Consider the following 17,000-nt stretch of genomic DNA (forward strand, 5'->3'; position numbering starts at 1 on the left):
GCAGTAAAGGCGTTCGCTGAAAAGCCTGTAACAGAGTAAGCAAACCTTCCCAAAAATAACCAAGTATGGCAACTCCCCTCACCCTTTACGTCCCCATTAAGCAGGACGCAACTTCACAGGCAGCCGCAAAGCAGATTTATGAATCATTTGCCGCAAATACCCACGCCGGTCTCGATGCGTCAGAGATTCTGCATTACGCCCGTATTGCGCTCGTTCCCAACGCTGTAGGAACCGAGGGAGCGCTGGCGCTTCTATTGATGACGACTTTCGACGGGGCCATGAATCCATACCTGAGCTACTTCTGGAACGACGACGCGTCGATTAAAGGGGCATTTCAGGCAATTATGGACATTGCCCTTGATCCGCCCAATCCGCCGGTTACCGATTTGAACGGATTCCAGAATTTTATCAACGCTAATAACCTGAACCAGCCCGCTGATTTATACCAAGCCTATCCGCAGTCTGTGCTTCAGATACAGGCCGCTTTTCCACCAGCATCCTACTGACCAAAAGCGGACCCATTAATGAATCAATACCCGGCTGACCGGACGTCGATTGGCCAGGTATTGATTGGTAACTCCTTCCTCTTCTCCACCATGACAACCGTTACCAATGCGCCGGATAAGTCCACAATTCAGGGCTTGATTCTGCGGGGATATACACACCCTTTTTCATGTCATTTGCTGTTTAGCTTTCCGGCTAATATCCCCGCATCGGCCACGCAGGCGTTTTTCAAGACCCTCTACCCGCTCGTGCAAAATGCCGAAGACTGGGGATCGAACAAGCCAGCCCAGATGCTGAATATTGGCCTGACGTTTACGGGTATTCAACAGCTAAACGTACTGAGTGCGTCGGATCTGACTCAGTTCCCATCCGATTTCCAAAGCGGTCCCTGGTCTGGTCAGTCGCAGGCTTCGCTGTCCGACTACGGCAGTAGTGCCCCATCGACCTGGTGGGAGGGTAATTTCCAGAATCAAAACCTGCATTGTGTCGTGCACGCGTACGGGTTGACGCAGCCGGATCTGGACGCGTTGATTTCGGACATCACGGCGGCTGCGGCAGCGAATGGCGTACAGGAACTCTTTGCACTGGCGGGCAGTCAGGAGCGGCTAACGCAGTATCCGCTGCCCGACGACGAAATTCATTTTGGCTATCGCGATGGCATCTCCGAACCGGCCCTTACCTGGAGCGGAGCGCCCCCATCCCCGCAGGGTGATCAGGGCGATCTGGACAATTTTCTGATCGGGTACAGCCCCACCACGTCACAGATTCAGCCCGGTCCAACGGCCGGAAACGCGGGGAGTTTTGCCCTGAATGGCTGCTACAACGCTTTCCGGATTCTGTATCAGAACGTAGCGGCTTTTAACACACTATTGCAGGACCAGTCGTCTACGATAGCCCCCATCATTGGCGGCACACCCGACCAGGCCCAGGAATGGCTGGCGGCTAAGCTGATGGGTCGGTGGCGAAACGGCTCGCCCCTGATCCTCAGCCCCGACGCGCCCGACCCGGCTACTCAGGATGGAGAACTGTTCGGCTACACCGAACCCAACGATCCGAGCACCTACAAGGACGTACTGAGCACGAACAAATGTCCTTATTCGGCCCACACCCGCGTAGCTAACCCCCGCGACGAACACCTGACGCCCATTGAAGGAACAGCGCCCCCGCGCATCGTTCGGCGGGGAGTGCCCTATGGCCCAACGCTGACCGGAACAACCGACGACGGCAAAGACCGGGGCTTGATCGGTCTGTTTTTATGCGGCAGTTTCTCCCGGCAGTTTGAAAAAATTTACGGCTGGATGAACACCAACAACTTCGCGTCGGACCTGGCCGGGCTTAGCACATACCCGCAGGATGCTGTGCTTGGCAACCGTAATCCAACCAGTCTGGGCAACATAAACACCAATTTCACCATTCCAATCGCTAATCAGAACCCGGTTCTGGTCAGTCAGTTGCCATTGCTGATCGAAACGCGGGGCACTGCCTACTGTCTGCTGCCGAGCCTCACCACCATCCGCCTGCTGGCGGGAATGACTTCTTGAGTCGGCAAGTCATAAGTCAGTAAGTGGCTGACGCATAGATTGCTCTCGCCAGTCCGCTGGTGCGGCCAGCAACTTACTGACTTATCGACTTACGACTGAGTGACTTACGACTTACTGACTTACACACTTACACCCTTATTTTATGAACCTCGACATTGCTGTTGTTGGAGGAGGTGTTTCCGGGGCCTACAGTGCCTGGCGCCTTCAGCAGGAAAAGGGAGCGACCGAACGAATCGGCCTGTTCGAGTACAGCGACCGGATTGGCGGACGGCTTTACACCATCACCATACCCGGAATGCCGAACGTGAAAGCGGAAGTAGGCGGTATGCGCTACATTCCCGATCAGCACATTATGGTGGCTACGCTGGTCGGTCACCTGCAACTGCCGACGAAAGATTTTCCGATGGGTGCCCCCGCGCCGGTGGGGGCCAACTGCAATCTGTTCTACCTGCGGGGTAAGCACCTGCGGCTGCACGAACTGGCCGACCCGGCGAAAGTTCCGTATAATCTGGCCTGGTCGGAGCGGGGTCTGGGGCCTACCAATCTTCAGGTGCAGGTGATGAACAGCGTCTACCCGAACTTAGGTAACCTGAGCCTGTGCGACCAGATGAAAGTGCAGGTATTTAAGCGGCCCCTCTGGCAATACGGATTCTGGAATCTGATGTACCGGATGCTGAGCAACGAAGGCTACCAGTTTATGAAGGATGCCGGTGGCTACGACGCCAACGTAGCAAACGCCAACGCCGTAATCCAGTTGCCCGCTACCGAATACAGCGACAAAACCCAGTTTCTGACCCTGCGCGATGGCTATGACCAGTTGCCAATTACGTTGGTAAACCAGTTCAACGACATGCCCGGTGTGCTACCGAAAGGTCATCGGGTGTTCATGAATCACCGGCTGGCCGAGATCGAAATCGGTTCAGGCGAATATCCGTACACGCTTATTTTCGAGCCAACCGTGACGACCGACAACCGGACGGCGGTGCAGTCAGACGGAGCGGTGATTAAGGTAAAGGCGAAGAAAATTATTCTGGCCATGCCCCGCCGGTCGCTGGAACTGATTAAAAGCCGGTTTTTCGATGATCCGTGGCTAAAGGTTAACATAGGATCGGTGTTGATTCAGAGTGCCTTCAAGCTTTTTTTGGCTTATGAGCGTCCCTGGTGGCGGGCACTGGGGTTAGTGGCGGGCCGCTCGGTTACGGATTTACCCGTGCGGCAGGTTTATTACTTCGGTACGGAAGGCGAGCAGGCCGGTGGGCTGTCCAATATGAATTCGTTGCTGATGGCGAGTTATAACGACATCAGCACGGTGCCTTTCTGGAAAGGGCTTGAGCACGGCGAACCGTATCCCGGCTACCGACCGGCCTGCTTAGAGCCGGGCGTGGAGAACGTGATCCCTAAAACGGAATTTGCAGCTACCGATGAGATGGTGCAGGTAGCCAATCGGCAGGTAGCCGAAGTACACGCCCTGCCCGAAATTCCGATGCCCTACTCGGCGGTGTACCACACCTGGAATGAAGACCCGTATGGCGGAGGCTGGCACGAATGGAAGGCGAATTACCGCTTGGATGAAGTCATGTGCCGGATGCGCGAACCCGTCAGCGATCAGGACATTCACATTGTGGGCGAAGCCTACTCCTACGGGCAGGGTTGGGTTGAGGGCGCACTGACCACCGCCGAATCGACGTTGCAGGAGTTTTTTGGCTTAGAAGGACCGCGCTGGCTCCCCGAAACGTACGCCCTGATGCCCAACCCCTGCCCCGGTTGTGGCGACCTGACGGGCTGCGTCGAGTGCCCGGACTGCACGCAGAATCTGGCGGACATTACGCCCAACTGCTTCCAACCCATCCCCATCAGCTAAGCTCATGGCCACGACAACTGTTGCTGCTTACCTCATCACCCGGCTACAACAGGCGGGGCTGGAGCATATTTTCACGGTCCCCGGCGACTATGCCGGGCCTTTTCTGAAGACGCTGGATGCCACGCCCGGCATCACCCGCGTCCCTACCATCAACGAACTCGGCGCGGGTTACGCGGCTGATGGCTACGCCCGCTACCGGGGCATTGGCGCGGCCTGCGTGCAGTATGGCGTGGGCACGTTCAGCCTGCTCAACTGCACGGCCGGTTCGTTTGTGGAGCGGGTGCCGGTGGTCGTTATTTCGGCCAGTCCCAAAACATCGGACCGTCAACTGGCGCGTGAGCAGGGTATTTTGTTTCACCACAGCACGGGTAATTTTCGGGCCGATCAACTTGTTTTCCAGCACGTTACGGTGGCTTCAGAAATTCTGCGCGATGCGGCCGAAGCCACCGTTCAAATCGACCGAGCCATCACGGCCATGCTCACCCACCGCCGACCGATCTACCTCGAAGGCCTGAATAACATCTGGGCGGAGTCCTGTCCAGTGCCGGTTGGCAAACTGGCTCCCCTGACCATTTCCAGCAACCCCGACTCCCTGAAGGCGGTCCTCGACCAGGCCTGGGAACGAATTCAAACAGCTAAACTGCCCGTGCTGTGGGCGGGCGTAGAAATTCAGCGGTATGGTCTCCAGGACACGTTTCAGCAGCTTGTCGACGTCAGCGGATTGTATTTTACGACCACCAGTCTCGGCAAAACGGTACTGGACGAAAGCCAGCCGTCGTTTATTGGTACGTATGCCGGACCGGCCTCGCCCGCCCTCACCCGCGCCGTGATGGCCCTCACCGATTGCCCCATTGCGCTGGGAACTATCATCACCGACGATTACCTCGCCATTATGCAGGCTGATTTTGGGCAGATGATTGAGGTAACCGACGAGGAAGCCCGCATTGGTTATCAGTACTACCGACAGGTGACGCCGGGCGATTTTCTGCGTGGGTTAGTGGCCCGCTACCAGGCTGACAAAACTCTACCACAGTCTTACAGCCTGCCGGTTGTGCCACCCGACGTGCCGACAGTGGCATCGGCAAGCGACAGCCTCACCTACAACCTGTTCTACACGGAGCTTGCGGCTTTTCTGCAACAGAACCAGCTCACGGACACCACGGCTCTCGTATTGGGCGAAAGCACGTCGCTGTATGTATTCGGCAATTTATGTGGATTACCCCGGAATAGTTTCGTGGCGCAGGCGGCCTGGGGGTCGCTGGGACACGAAACGGGTTGCGCCCTGGGTGTGGCATTGGGCAGTGGCAGGCGGCCGTTCGTAGTAGCGGGTGACGGCGGTTTCATGATGATCTGTCAGGAAATATCCAGCCTCGTGCGCCAGCAGTGCAACGCCGTCATTTTTGTGATGAGTAATCAGGTGTACGCAATCGAGCAAGCCTTTGTGGACATCACGGCTTTTGAGCCCGATGGCACGTTTGCCCCCTTCGACGTGCTGCCTGCCTGGGATTACCGGGCGCTGGCAACGGCATTTGGCGCACGGGGTTACCGGGTGCAGACTGTAGACGAGTTGCAACACGTATTGACCCAGGTGCAGGGGTTGACAAACGTACCGGCATTGGTTAAAGTGGTTATCCCCCAAAAAGACCTGGCCCCTCAGTTGAGACGCTTAGCCGAACCCCCAACAGTTAGCGCCCAGTCACCCACCGGACGGCATCAATGGTGAACAGGATTATCGGAAACCTTAGCAACGGGCCTCGTCAGGATGAAGCTGGCGGGGCTTTTCGCTGCCGTGATTTTTCGGTACACTCTGCCGCGCCCAATCTGCCGGTACAATTTAGAAAAATGCCTGGCGCGTTTACTGAGTAGTTTACCAGACCGTATGACTTAACTTTTTTCAATCGTATTACCTCTAAAAATTAGGTATAAACCGGTAGTCATTGTTTTTATAACAAGCAACGACTCAACAGTTAATTTACTATGATTTGGTCTCCAACATCGACGAAGCACTGGCTCCGTTTCCTCACCGCAGCCGGAGCCACCCTCGGCTTGTATGCCTGCCTGAACACCCAAAAAGTGGCTACGCAAACTGCGACCACCACTTCCACTCAAACCGCTGCTCCAACGACACCCCGGCGGGTGCTGGTCTTTTCTAAAACGAAAGGCTGGAAACACACATCGATTCCGTTTGGTATTGCGGCCATTCAAAAATTAGGCAAGGAGAATAGCTTCCGGATTGATACCACCAAAAATGCCAATTATTTTACCGACGACAGTTTGAAGAACTACCAGGCCGTCGTGTTTCTGAGTACCACGGGTAATGTGCTAAATCCCGTTCAGCAAGCCGCTTTTGAGCGCTACATTCAGGCGGGTGGTGGCTACATGGGTATTCATGCCGCTGCCGACACCGAATATGACTGGCCGTGGTATAATAAATTAGTGGGTGCCTATTTTGCCAGCCACCCCAACAACTCCAACGTGCGCAAAGCCACCGTCGACGTCACCGACAAAAGCCACCCGTCTACCACTCACTTGCCCGACCGGTGGGAGCGCACCGACGAATGGTATAATTACCGCTCGTTTTATACGGATCTGAACGTGCTGGCTAATTTAGACGAGAACACCTACGAAGGCGGAACCAATGGTAGCAATCACCCCATCGTCTGGTACCACGAATTTGATGGTGGCCGGGCATTTTACACCGGCGGGGGACACGAAGATGCCAGTTTCAGTGAGCCTTTATTCGTTACCCACTTACTGGGCGGCCTGAACTACGTAATGGGCAAAGGCGAACCGCTGAACTACAGCAAGGCTTACGCCGTGGTAATGCCCGAAGAGAACCGGTTTACCAAAACGGTGCTGGTCAACGACCTGAACGAACCGATGGAATTAGCCATAACGGCCGATAACCGGGTGTTTTTCACCGAACGGAGCGGCAACCTGTCGGTTTACGATGCACGAACCAACGAAAGTAAGGTGATGCACAAGTTTGCGGTGGCGACCAAGCAGGGCTTCGGCGTGCAGGGCGTGACGGTTGATCCAAATTTTGCCACGAACCACTTTTTGTACCTGTATTACTCACCTGCAACCGACAAAGACCCCGTTTATCGGTTGTCGCGCTTTGTGGTCAATGATGACAACACAATTGATCTGGCGTCGGAGAAGGTGGTGCTGAAAATCCCGCACGAGTTTGAGGCCAGTGCCCACCACGGCGGTTCCTTCGCCTGGGACAAAGCCGGAAACATGTACCTCTCGACCGGCGACAACACCAACCCATTTCCCTCGAATGGGTATTCGCCCATCGACGAACGGCCGGATCATTTAACCCTCGATGCCCAGCGCTCAGCCGCCAACACCAACGATTTACGGGGTAAGATCCTGAAAATTCACCCGCAACCCGACGGTACCTATGCCATTCCCGACGGTAACCTTTTTCCGAAAGGCACCGACCCGTCGGACCGCGCCCAAACCCGGCCGGAAGTCTACACGATGGGCTTGCGCAATCCCTACCGCATCGCCGTAAACCCGAAAACATCGGTGTTATACTGGGGAGAAATTGGCCCCGACGCCGGAAAGGACAGTACGATTGGGCCGCGAGGGTATGATGAGTTTAATCAGGCCAAAAAACCGGGAAATCACGGCTGGCCGCTGTTCATCGGTGATAGCAAACCCTACCCCGATCTGGACTACGCCACCAACGTTGCCGGGCTACCATTCGACCCAAAAGCGCCGGTCAACAGTTCGCCCAGCAATACCGGGCTGAAAAACCTGCCACCGGCGACTCCGGCCATGATCTGGTATCCGTACGCGGCTTCCAAAGAATTTCCGGAGTTGGGTCAGGGGGGACGAAGCGCCATGGCCGGTGAATTTTACACCTACGACCGGAACTCATCGGCCAAAAACAAATTTCCGGAGTACTACGACGGGGCGCTATTCATTTTCGACTGGATGCGTAACTGGGTCGTAGCCGCCCGTTTCGACCAGAACGAGAATTACGTTCGCAACGAGCCGTTTATGGCCACAAACGGTGATTTCCGCCGTCCCATCGACCTGGCCTTCAGTAAAGATTAAAGATGGCGTGATGTACATGCTGGAATACGGCTCGGTCTACGGAGCCGATAACGACGATGCCCGGCTCGTAAAAATCGAATACAATACCGGTAACCGGGCACCCATCGCCCGCGCCAACGTAGTCGATTCGGTGGCAGCGGCTCAGGACAATGCCCGCTCTTTTCTGACCTCCGATAACCGGGGTGGCCCGGCCATCCGCGAGATGGTTGGACAAGCCCCGCTGCGGGTGAAGTTCAGCGGGCGCGGCACCGATCTGGATCAGGACGATATATTGACCTACCAGTGGTTGTTCGACGGCAAAACGGTGGGCGCTACCCAGCCCAACGCGACGTATATGTATGCACAACCCGGCGTTTATAATGCCATTCTGAAAGTAACTGACCAGACAGGACTGGTGGATATGGACACAATCGTTGTGAAAGTTGGTAACGCGAAGCCGGAAGTAGCCATCACGACACCGGGCAATAAATCGTTTTATTGGGAGGGCAAACCTTTCCCCTACGCCGTGAAGGTAGCCGACAAGGAAGATGCCAAAATCGACCCGAAGCGCATCAAGGTTTTTTACGCCTACAGCGCCCAGCCGAGCAATACGCCAACGGCTACTCCCCAGCAGGGGCACCAGGACCTGGCCTTAGTTGGTAATGGTTCGTTGGGTAAAACGCTGATTGCCAACAGTGACTGCAAAGCGTGTCATCTGATCGACAAGCCATCGGTGGGGCCAACATTTTTGGCCGTTGCCAGCCGTTATAAAGGTCAGCCGGGGATTACGGAGCGATTGGCCAAGAAGATCATCGAGGGTGGTGGCGGCAGTTGGAGTAAGGACCACATCATGAGCGCCCACCCGCAGATTCCTACGCAGGATGCTCAGGAGATGGTGAAGTACATTTTCTCGCTCACCGATGAACAAAAGCAGGTAACCGTCCCGCTGCAGGGAAGTCTGGCCTTGAATGAGCACAAACCCGAAGAAACTCGTGGACGATATACCTTGGTGGCAACCTACACCGACAACGGCGGAAACGTTGTTGGGCCGCTCACCAGCACGGACGTGGTAACGCTTCGCAACGCGAAAGTCAGGCCCATCGATGCTGATTCATACGTTGGCTTCCCCCGGTGGGGCAACCGGCTCGACGCGGGCGGGCACAAAGCATACGTGTTGCTGAAAGCCATTGACCTCACAGGCATCAAGTCCTTTACCTACGACTATTCGTCGGTCGACAAAGCGGGCGAGATCGAAGTGCGGCTGGATTCGTACGCGGGGCCGGTCGTGAGCCGGGCCTCGTACGCGCCAACGGGTGACTGGAAGACAATGAAACAGGTGACCGGCGACCTTGACAAATCTGTGACGGGCAGGCACGATGTGTATGTGGTGGTGGTGAAGCGCGACAAGCCCAACGACAAGATTATTCAACTTGGCAGCATTCAGTTTAACTGACGTACGTTCGTACCTGGAGATGGGCAAATAGGGGCAATTATACACCGATTGGTACGCTTAGTTATACACGCACGAAACAATCCTCGGGACCAATCACGCGACCACTCCGAACGGTAAGTCTTACCAGGTTAACGTTATCTTCTGCCCCGCTTTCAACGCAACCGTCCTGGTTTTGCTGCCGCTGATGAGTTTCGCCTGACCACCCGTTTTCGAATGAATAGTCACTTTCCTCAGGCGGTTTCCCATCCAGTCCATCCTCACTTCATAACCGCCACGAGCCAGCAGGCCACTGACCGATCCGCTGTCCCACACATCGGGCAGGGCGGGTAGCAGCCGGATTTCGCCCTCGCCCGACTGCAGCAGCATCTCCGCTACGGCCGCCGTTCCGCCGAAGTTTCCGTCAATCTGAAACGGCGGATGAGCATCGAAGAGGTTAGGATAGGTGCCACCGCCCCGGACGTAGTCGGTTTTTACGCCGTCGGGCACTACGTAGTGCAGGAGTTCCCGGTACATTTTGTAGGCGTGGTTTCCGTCCCACAGCCGCGCCCACAGGTTAATCCGCCAGCCTTTCGACCAGCCCGTTGTTTCGTCGCCTTTGATGTCCAGCGTTTTCTGGCAGGCCTGCGCCAGTTCGGGCGTGCGGTCGGGCCGGATGTGGTGACCGGGATACAGCCCATACAAGTGTGATTGATGCCGGTGCTTGGGGTCAACGTCTTTCCAGTCGTAATACCATTCCTGTAAATTACCCGCCGTGCCAACTTGGTAGGGATACAACCGGGCCAGTGCCTGCTCCACCGTCGCCCGAAAATCGGCATCTATATTCAGGATTTTGGCGGCTTCGATGGTCTGGATAAAGCACTCGCGAATCATGGACAGATCGGCGGTGGCTCCGTACAGGGTTGATCCTTTGTAGCCATCGGGCGTCAGAAACTGATTTTCGGGCGAGGTCGACGGCGACGTGATTAGTTTACCGTTTTTGTCTTCGACTAACCACTCTAAGCAGAACTGGGCGGCTCCTTTCATCAGCGGATACCCTTCCTGCCGCAGGAAGGTTTTGTCCTGCGTAAAGGTAAAATGTTCCCACAGGTGCGTACTCAGCCAGGCTCCGCCCATGTTCCAGTTGGCCCACATGGGATCACCTTTGCCGAAATCACCCACGGGATTACTCATCGCCCAGACGTCGGAGTTGTGCCCCACGCACCAGCCATTGACGCCGTAGAACGTTTTGGCGGTTACCGCCCCGGTTTGGGCCAGCTTGTTGATAAACGTTAGTAACGGCCGGTGCATCTCGGACAGGTTGGTGGTTTCGGCCAGCCAGTAATTCTCCTGGGCATTGATGTTGGTGGTGTAGTTGCTGCTCCAGGGCGGCCGGATATACGGGTTCCAGATGCCCTGCAAATTGGCGGGCACCCCCGGCGTGCGCGAACTGCTGATGAGCAGATACCGCCCGAAGTTGAAGTAAAGCATCTCCAACTGCTTGTCTTCTTTGCCATCGGCGTACCGTTTCAAACGTTCGTCGGTGGGTAGCGCCGGAGCAGTGCTTTTGCCTAAGTTCAGGCTTACCCGGTCGAAAAACGACTGGTAGTCGGCAACGTGCGCCTGTTTGAGTTGGACGTATGATTTGGCGAACGCCCGCGTCAGCCGGTCGGTGGCGATTTGCTCATTGGGCAGCCCATCGGTAACCGGGTTTTTGTCGGACCCATTAAAACTGGTGGCGATGGCGACAACAATCAGGGCTTCGGTACCCCCTTCGATGCCAACCGTGCTGTCTGTCGTTACCACGCGGCCGTCAGCGGCTTTGATCTTGGCTAACGTAGTGAAACGAGTGCCCTTAGTCGAATCGAAAACAACGGCGTTGGGCATGTTGCCCCGGTAGCTCGGTTCAGCATGGATGGGTGCGTAGCCGTTGGCTGTCAACGTGTTATTGACAACCGTTACGCGGTTATTCAGTAGGCTATTGAACTTTAGCGAGAAGCGCAGTGCTCCCTTCCGGCTGCTGGTAAGCCGGATGACCATGACCCGGTCGGGTTGCGAAACGAAGTACTCACGGGTGTATTTCACCTCGTTCACCTCGTTCACCTCGTAATTCAGGCTGGAAATCGCGTCGGCCAAGTTCAGTTGGCGGTAGTAGTTCCGGGCGTCGGGGCCATGGCCGAAGTCGATAAACAGGGTGCCGAGGGGCGCGTACGACTCCGAGAACTTACCCTGAAGTTTCCGGTTCAGTCCGTCAGCCCCTTTGTAATCTTCGTTTTTCAGGGCCTCCCGCACGGCCGGAACCGTCTTGTAGGCATCGGGGTTCATGTCGGCCCTGACCGGCTCCCCCGACCAGAGCGTGGCATCGTTGAGGTATATTTTATCGGATTGAACCCCACCAAATACGCTTGCGCCCTGCGTACCATTGCCCAGCACCAAACTTTCTTCAAAATACTGCGCCGGTTGCTTATACCACAACGTTTTGTCGGGTTGTTGAGCGCGGGCGATTAGCGAGCCAGTCAGCGGAAGAAACAATAACAGGAATGCCTTCATAGGAGATTTTAACCAGGACTCAACCAAAAGAGAATCTGGCCAGCATCATACCCGAAACGAGCAGCGATCAGGCTTCACCAGTCATTGTTGGATAACGGTTCGGACCACCCGAATTTTATCCTGTACTCAGGAGTTCACGTACACGTCCACGGGTCCCCTGAATTTAGGAGCGAGTTTGCCGTTACCGTTTGTGGTTGACTTCAGGCGTTGCTTCTGCAGGGCGTTTAAACATTTTGTCCAGCCTGACTCGGTAAAGAAATCGTCCATCGACAGGTCAAACTCTTTCTTTAAATCGGTCAACACCCGTTCCAGCGCGTGTGCGCCCAGCGCCCGGTAGCTCTCAAACTGGCTTTCACTGAAAAACTGGTCGGCCGTTGTCTCGTGCGGAAAGGCTTTTTTCGACGAAGCATAGTTGAAAATATCCCGTGGCTCATCGCCAATAATTCCGGGTTTAACATACAGCAAAATGCCGTCTTTATGGGGGGAGGCCGACGTTGGCAAATCAACTTTCGAGTAGCCGATTCGACCAATGGCCCAGTAGGCGCCCGGACCGGCTGCGGTGTCGGAGCGGGCGCGGATGTTGAACCCGTGCGGAAATTCGATGGGAATGCCCATATCGATCCGAATCTTACGGATGGCGTTTCCTAAATCTTCCAGCGTGCAGGATTCGTCGCAACTGGCATCGCTGACCAGAATGAAGCGGTTCCGGCGCAGCACCATTTCGTAGATACTCAGATTCTCAAAGTGCCCGCCGTCCGACAGGTAAACATACGGGTTGACATCGTCCGTGTTGCCCGTCATCTCATCGAGGATCGGCTTGATGGCCAGCGTTGGCGACGACTTATGAAACGTTTGGTCCCCGGCCGGGCCGGGATTGCCCAGCCACCAGCCCAGCCGAACGTTGAACAGCGTCATCAGAAAGGCAACAACGGGCGACGAGTGGTAGCCGTGATTGGGGCTGGCCGCTGCCCCGGAAATGGTCATGGCCGTGCCCAGCGAAATACCCCGTTTGCCCCCGTAATAGCGCGGATCTTCTTGGGGGTCAGGACAACCAATGCCCTCTTTCAGATAGGTACGCCGATACCCCAGATACATAGCGCCCGCGTGCAGCGGGGAAACCGTAAACGACTCCGCCATTCGCTCCTGCCACGCCAGATTGCGCCCCGCCACTAAATTCAGTGCAATGTTGACAATGTGGAACGGCGTTTTTTTCTGACTACTAATGAGCGATGAACTGGCGGGTGGGTTCGGGGGGCGCATACACCCCATGTAGATGTTATCGGTTTCGTCGAAGCCGGTAAACGGATCGGGCTGGCGCTCACCCGGTGGGCGCGAAGCCGCCAGATACGCCCGGATCAGTCGCGCCCGGTACATGGCGTGCAGTGAGAATTTGTTGGTGTTGACGGCCAGCCCCACTAAAAAACCAAGGATGGTAAGACCGCCCAGCACAATGATGGGAACACCCGGATTGACACTGACAAACTTCGATACGTCATTCCTCGATACGGCCAGGATTGACGTTGTCGGATAGTCGATGGAAACCAGCGAACAAACCCACCGGATCAGCATTAAATCGAGCAGGGACAGCGCAATCAACAGGGCGACGACGGTGAGTGCGGCAACAACGGGAAGCGTTAGGTTAGCCAGCAGGCTGCTCAGGCTCAATTTACCCGCTTTACCCTTACGTGCGCCCGCGCCTTCCCCTTCGCCGGTCGTCTTCGAGCTCTGTCCGAGCAGCGCCGTCAGCACGCCTGACCCCACGCCCACACCCGCCGTCGTTGACAAGCCGACGAGCGCAATGGCCTGGTTAACGAGCGTGGGCCCCCAGAGGACAAGGCCCATCACGCCGAGCCAGCCCACGGCAACGATGAGCAGCCAGGCACTGTACCGGGCCGACCATTCCCGCTCGGCATCGTCGGTGCGCAGGCTCATCAGCCCCTCGAAGGCGTAGCCAGCCAGGACCACCGCCAGCAGGAAACCCGGAACGCCTAAGCAGGTGTACGAAACGATGTTTGAGTCGGAACCACCCATCCGCAGCAGCTTAGCCGTTAGCAAAAGCAGAAACCCGGCGAAGCCCCCCGTCAGGAAAACGACCACCGGTTCCAGCCACCCGTCGGTGCGCTGGCGCTGAAACCGAAAGCGGAGCGAGAAAAGCCACCCGATCAGATGAACACAGGCGCTCCCGATCAGGATGGGCCATCCGCCCGTTATGTTTAAATCCGTGGGCCGATCAAGTCCCAGCGATTCACATAGGCGGATGAGGTAGGCGGGTGCTCCCGGCGGCAAATGTTCAAACCAGCGCCAGGCCAGCATCCAGAGCACAACGGCTGCGGACAGGGGCAGGAGGCACTTTATCAGGAAAGCAGACTGATCGCGGCTCGATTGATGCGCCTGTTTCTTTTCGTAAACGGCCTTCGACCGGGGCCGGTAAGCGTGCACAAAACTAATACTGTATATGGTGAGCAGCGCCGATAAACTCACCATAACCGGCACCCCTATCGACACGCTTTGCCAGCTGAACTCCGCCAGGGTTACCATCACCCACGGAACAGCCGCGACAGCGGCCAGCAGTGGGATAATGACGAGCCACAATAGCAGCAGATTACGCGTGTACGTTGCCAACAACGTCCAGGTGTCCGCCGAAAACAAACCCAGCAGGGGGCTTAAGTAGTTGCTGTACCGGCGCAGGAACGGCCTCCGGTTCGAGGGGAGTGCCCAATTGCCCAAGGATTTTACGGTTGACTTCGCCAAACCCTTCGTGGTGAATCCAGGCGCTAAGCCAGCCCCCCAAATAACCCCCGCCCGACACCGTGGAGAGGTAGGTAAACTTATCCAGCGCATCGTGTTTCACTAATCCCTGCACGATACCCAGGGCAAACGTGGCACTCCGAATGCCGCCCCCCGATAGGCAAAGAGCCGTTTGTCGGCTTTCGTGCATCTTCTCAAACACAGCCGCCAGCCGTTTGTCGTCCATCCGGTGGATGTATCCGGTAAACGCATCTTCGAGCAGGAGCCGGTTGAGGAGTTTTTGATCCACCGGCTCCGGGGCCTGATCGAGTTTAAACGAACGCCTGAACATCCCACCGACCTGCGAAGACCTGATGCGCGAAGACACGGTGCCCTGCTCGTAATAGCATTTAAGTAGTCCACGGGTGTATGGGCGCAGCGAAGCATCCTGTAACCACGTTTCCTGAATCATTAAATCCAGTCCCGATGCGAGCTTATTCTCCAGAACCGTTTTCACCAGCGGCAGCAACTCATCCTGCGGTGGTGAACCCGCTCCCTGATTATACGCCAGAATCCAGTCGGCGAGTTTTTTATAGCGCACTTCGACTGGCGACGGGTTCTTGGCTTCTGCGCCCGGCTTTAGATAAAGCCATTGCGCTAACCCGGTCGCCAGTTCCGCTTTGTTGAGCAGATCAATGGTGTCGATAACCCGCTGTTCCGGCGGATCAGCGCCGATGGTTGACTGGTGCAGGTGGTCATACTCCTCCTCCAGTATTTCGCACAGGCGGAGGGAGCGATTTGGTCTATTCATGGCTGATTGGTGTCTTTGGATAGAAGATGGACGCGTGCGTGGTTGAGTACCCTCAGTGATAATGCTGCTTGAAGAAATCAATCGCGTTGGTACCCATGAACCGGGCTACGATCTCGTCTTCGTGCAGGCGGTTGAGCGGATTTCGAAAGGAAGGGTTACTCTGCATGTAATTGTGGGCGTGCATCGACAGAAAATCGTCTAATTCGGGAAATTCGCGGTGCGTCCAATACCCGTTGATCGGGTTCACGATGCCGTCGTAGTCCGTGCCTAAGCAGATATTGCCCCAGGCAAACAGATCGTGCTGGTCGAGCAGTTCGGCAATGTGTTTGATCTGAAGCCAAACCAGTTCAGCCCACGAGAACAGGATCTTCCGGCGGTTGAGGTGACCACGGGCATGGCGCAGGGCACTCTCGCTGCCAATGCGCCGTTCGTCTAACTGAATTCCGAAAAGCCCCCCGGACCGGGCGACCCGCAGGATCTCCTCGTCCGAAAAGTTGATGGCATGGTCGTGGTAGAGGTGGCGGTCGGCGTCGTTGCCACGTACGCAGCCGTGGCTGACGATAATCGGAATTTTCTGGGCGTTGAAATCCGTATCGAGTATCTCGAAATAGCGTCGTTTGGAGGCTTCGCTCATGTGTTTGATGTCGATCAGAATACGTGGGCCGTTGGTGGTATCGAGCAGGGCATGTACCGCCTTCTCGCCCAACTGCGTGAAGCCCTCGTTCATACCATCTTCCTGATCGAGGAGTTTTTTCAGGATACCCGTCAGACTTTCGGCGTGCCCGCAGAGTTCGTTGTTGAAATGATGGGCAAACGTGATGAACAGTGGCCGGTGGTCCCAACTTTTCACACTCGCAATATTCTGCAGCACCGTTGTTTCATCCGCCTTGTTGTCGATCCCGCAGCTAAATACGTGAGCGCCTTCGATGGACAGCATAACGGCCATCGTCAGGATGTCGGTGTCGTCGGGAGCATCCATCAGCGCCTGAATGTCATCGTAGTTTTTGGTCAGCACGTAGCGGGCTTTCTGGCCACCCGACAGCTCGACTTCCTTGCCATCCATCTGTTTCAGAAAAGCGTATTGCTCGTTGAGTTCGGTGCAGTAGTCGCCGGGGGACTCGATAGCCTGGATACGGTCGATGTAATCCTTCCCGAAGGAGGTTACGAAGTTGAGGGGCAGATCGGCAATGATGTTTGTGCCGAGCTTATTGCGGCAAAAGCCCCGTTCGAGCGGATAGAGCGAGTTGACCAGCACCCGGACGTTTCCCCGACTGGAGGCTGTTAGATCGCTCTGACGGAAGCGGGTCAGCGAGAGGGCGAAGTTCGTTAGTTTGTCGAGGAGCGTGGGCGGGTCATGATGCCAGACGCTGGTGGTGTTGTTGCGGTTCGAGCTGTGTTTACTGCCGGGCTGGCTCCGGCCGAACGGCTTGGAATGAGGATGGCAATGAATATCGACAAATGTTTCCATGGTAAAAGAGGTTAAGAGACTGAGTAAGTAGAGATAAGAGTCTGTCTGAGAGTTAGATGGCA

At 56.0% G+C, this 17,000-nt stretch carries 9 protein-coding genes; 6 read left to right on the top strand and 3 right to left on the bottom strand.

The window, feature by feature from the left end:
• Window positions 1-65 precede the first annotated feature (65 nt).
• The 6 genes from ACYVHB_RS28545 (at window position 66) to ACYVHB_RS28570 (ending at window position 9,406) form a co-directional block, all read left to right on the top strand.
• The gene (locus ACYVHB_RS28545; protein WP_461055309.1) at window positions 66-506 is read left to right on the top strand and encodes a hypothetical protein; all 441 of its coding nucleotides are present in this window, start codon (window positions 66-68) and stop codon (window positions 504-506) included.
• Between the two features lie 18 nt (window positions 507-524).
• The gene (locus ACYVHB_RS28550) at window positions 525-2,045 is read left to right on the top strand and encodes a Dyp-type peroxidase (RefSeq protein ID WP_461055310.1); all 1,521 of its coding nucleotides are present in this window, start codon (window positions 525-527) and stop codon (window positions 2,043-2,045) included.
• 142 nt (window positions 2,046-2,187) lie between these two features.
• The gene (locus ACYVHB_RS28555) at window positions 2,188-3,906 is read left to right on the top strand and encodes a flavin monoamine oxidase family protein (protein ID WP_461055311.1); all 1,719 of its coding nucleotides are present in this window, start codon (window positions 2,188-2,190) and stop codon (window positions 3,904-3,906) included.
• Window positions 3,907-3,910: 4 nt separating this feature from the next.
• A complete protein-coding gene (locus tag ACYVHB_RS28560; protein ID WP_461055312.1) occupies window positions 3,911-5,629 on the top strand; it encodes an alpha-keto acid decarboxylase family protein in 1,719 nt (572 codons plus the stop codon).
• Window positions 5,630-5,883: 254 nt separating this feature from the next.
• Window positions 5,884-7,974 (top strand): ThuA domain-containing protein, encoded by a 2,091-nt coding sequence (locus tag ACYVHB_RS28565; protein WP_461055313.1) that lies wholly within the window; start codon window positions 5,884-5,886, stop codon window positions 7,972-7,974.
• Entirely contained in the window at window positions 7,931-9,406 is a 1,476-nt protein-coding gene (locus ACYVHB_RS28570) for a PKD domain-containing protein (RefSeq protein WP_461055314.1), read from the top strand. The genes ACYVHB_RS28565 and ACYVHB_RS28570 overlap by 44 nt, the downstream gene beginning before the upstream one ends.
• A gap of 120 nt (window positions 9,407-9,526) precedes the next feature.
• On the opposite strand, the gene ACYVHB_RS28575 is transcribed toward ACYVHB_RS28570, so the two are convergent.
• The 3 genes from ACYVHB_RS28575 to ACYVHB_RS28585 form a co-directional block, all read right to left on the bottom strand.
• Window positions 9,527-11,932 (bottom strand): glycoside hydrolase family 95 protein, encoded by a 2,406-nt coding sequence (locus tag ACYVHB_RS28575; protein WP_461055315.1) that lies wholly within the window; start codon window positions 11,930-11,932, stop codon window positions 9,527-9,529.
• Between the two features lie 2,602 nt (window positions 11,933-14,534).
• A complete protein-coding gene (locus ACYVHB_RS28580; protein ID WP_461055316.1) occupies window positions 14,535-15,470 on the bottom strand; it encodes a patatin-like phospholipase family protein in 936 nt (311 codons plus the stop codon).
• 52 nt (window positions 15,471-15,522) lie between these two features.
• Window positions 15,523-16,938, bottom strand: coding sequence for a membrane dipeptidase (locus tag ACYVHB_RS28585; protein ID WP_461055317.1), 1,416 nt, complete (start codon window positions 16,936-16,938; stop codon window positions 15,523-15,525).
• Between the last annotated feature and the right edge of the window lie 62 nt (window positions 16,939-17,000).

This window comes from Spirosoma arcticum (assembly GCF_054779955.1).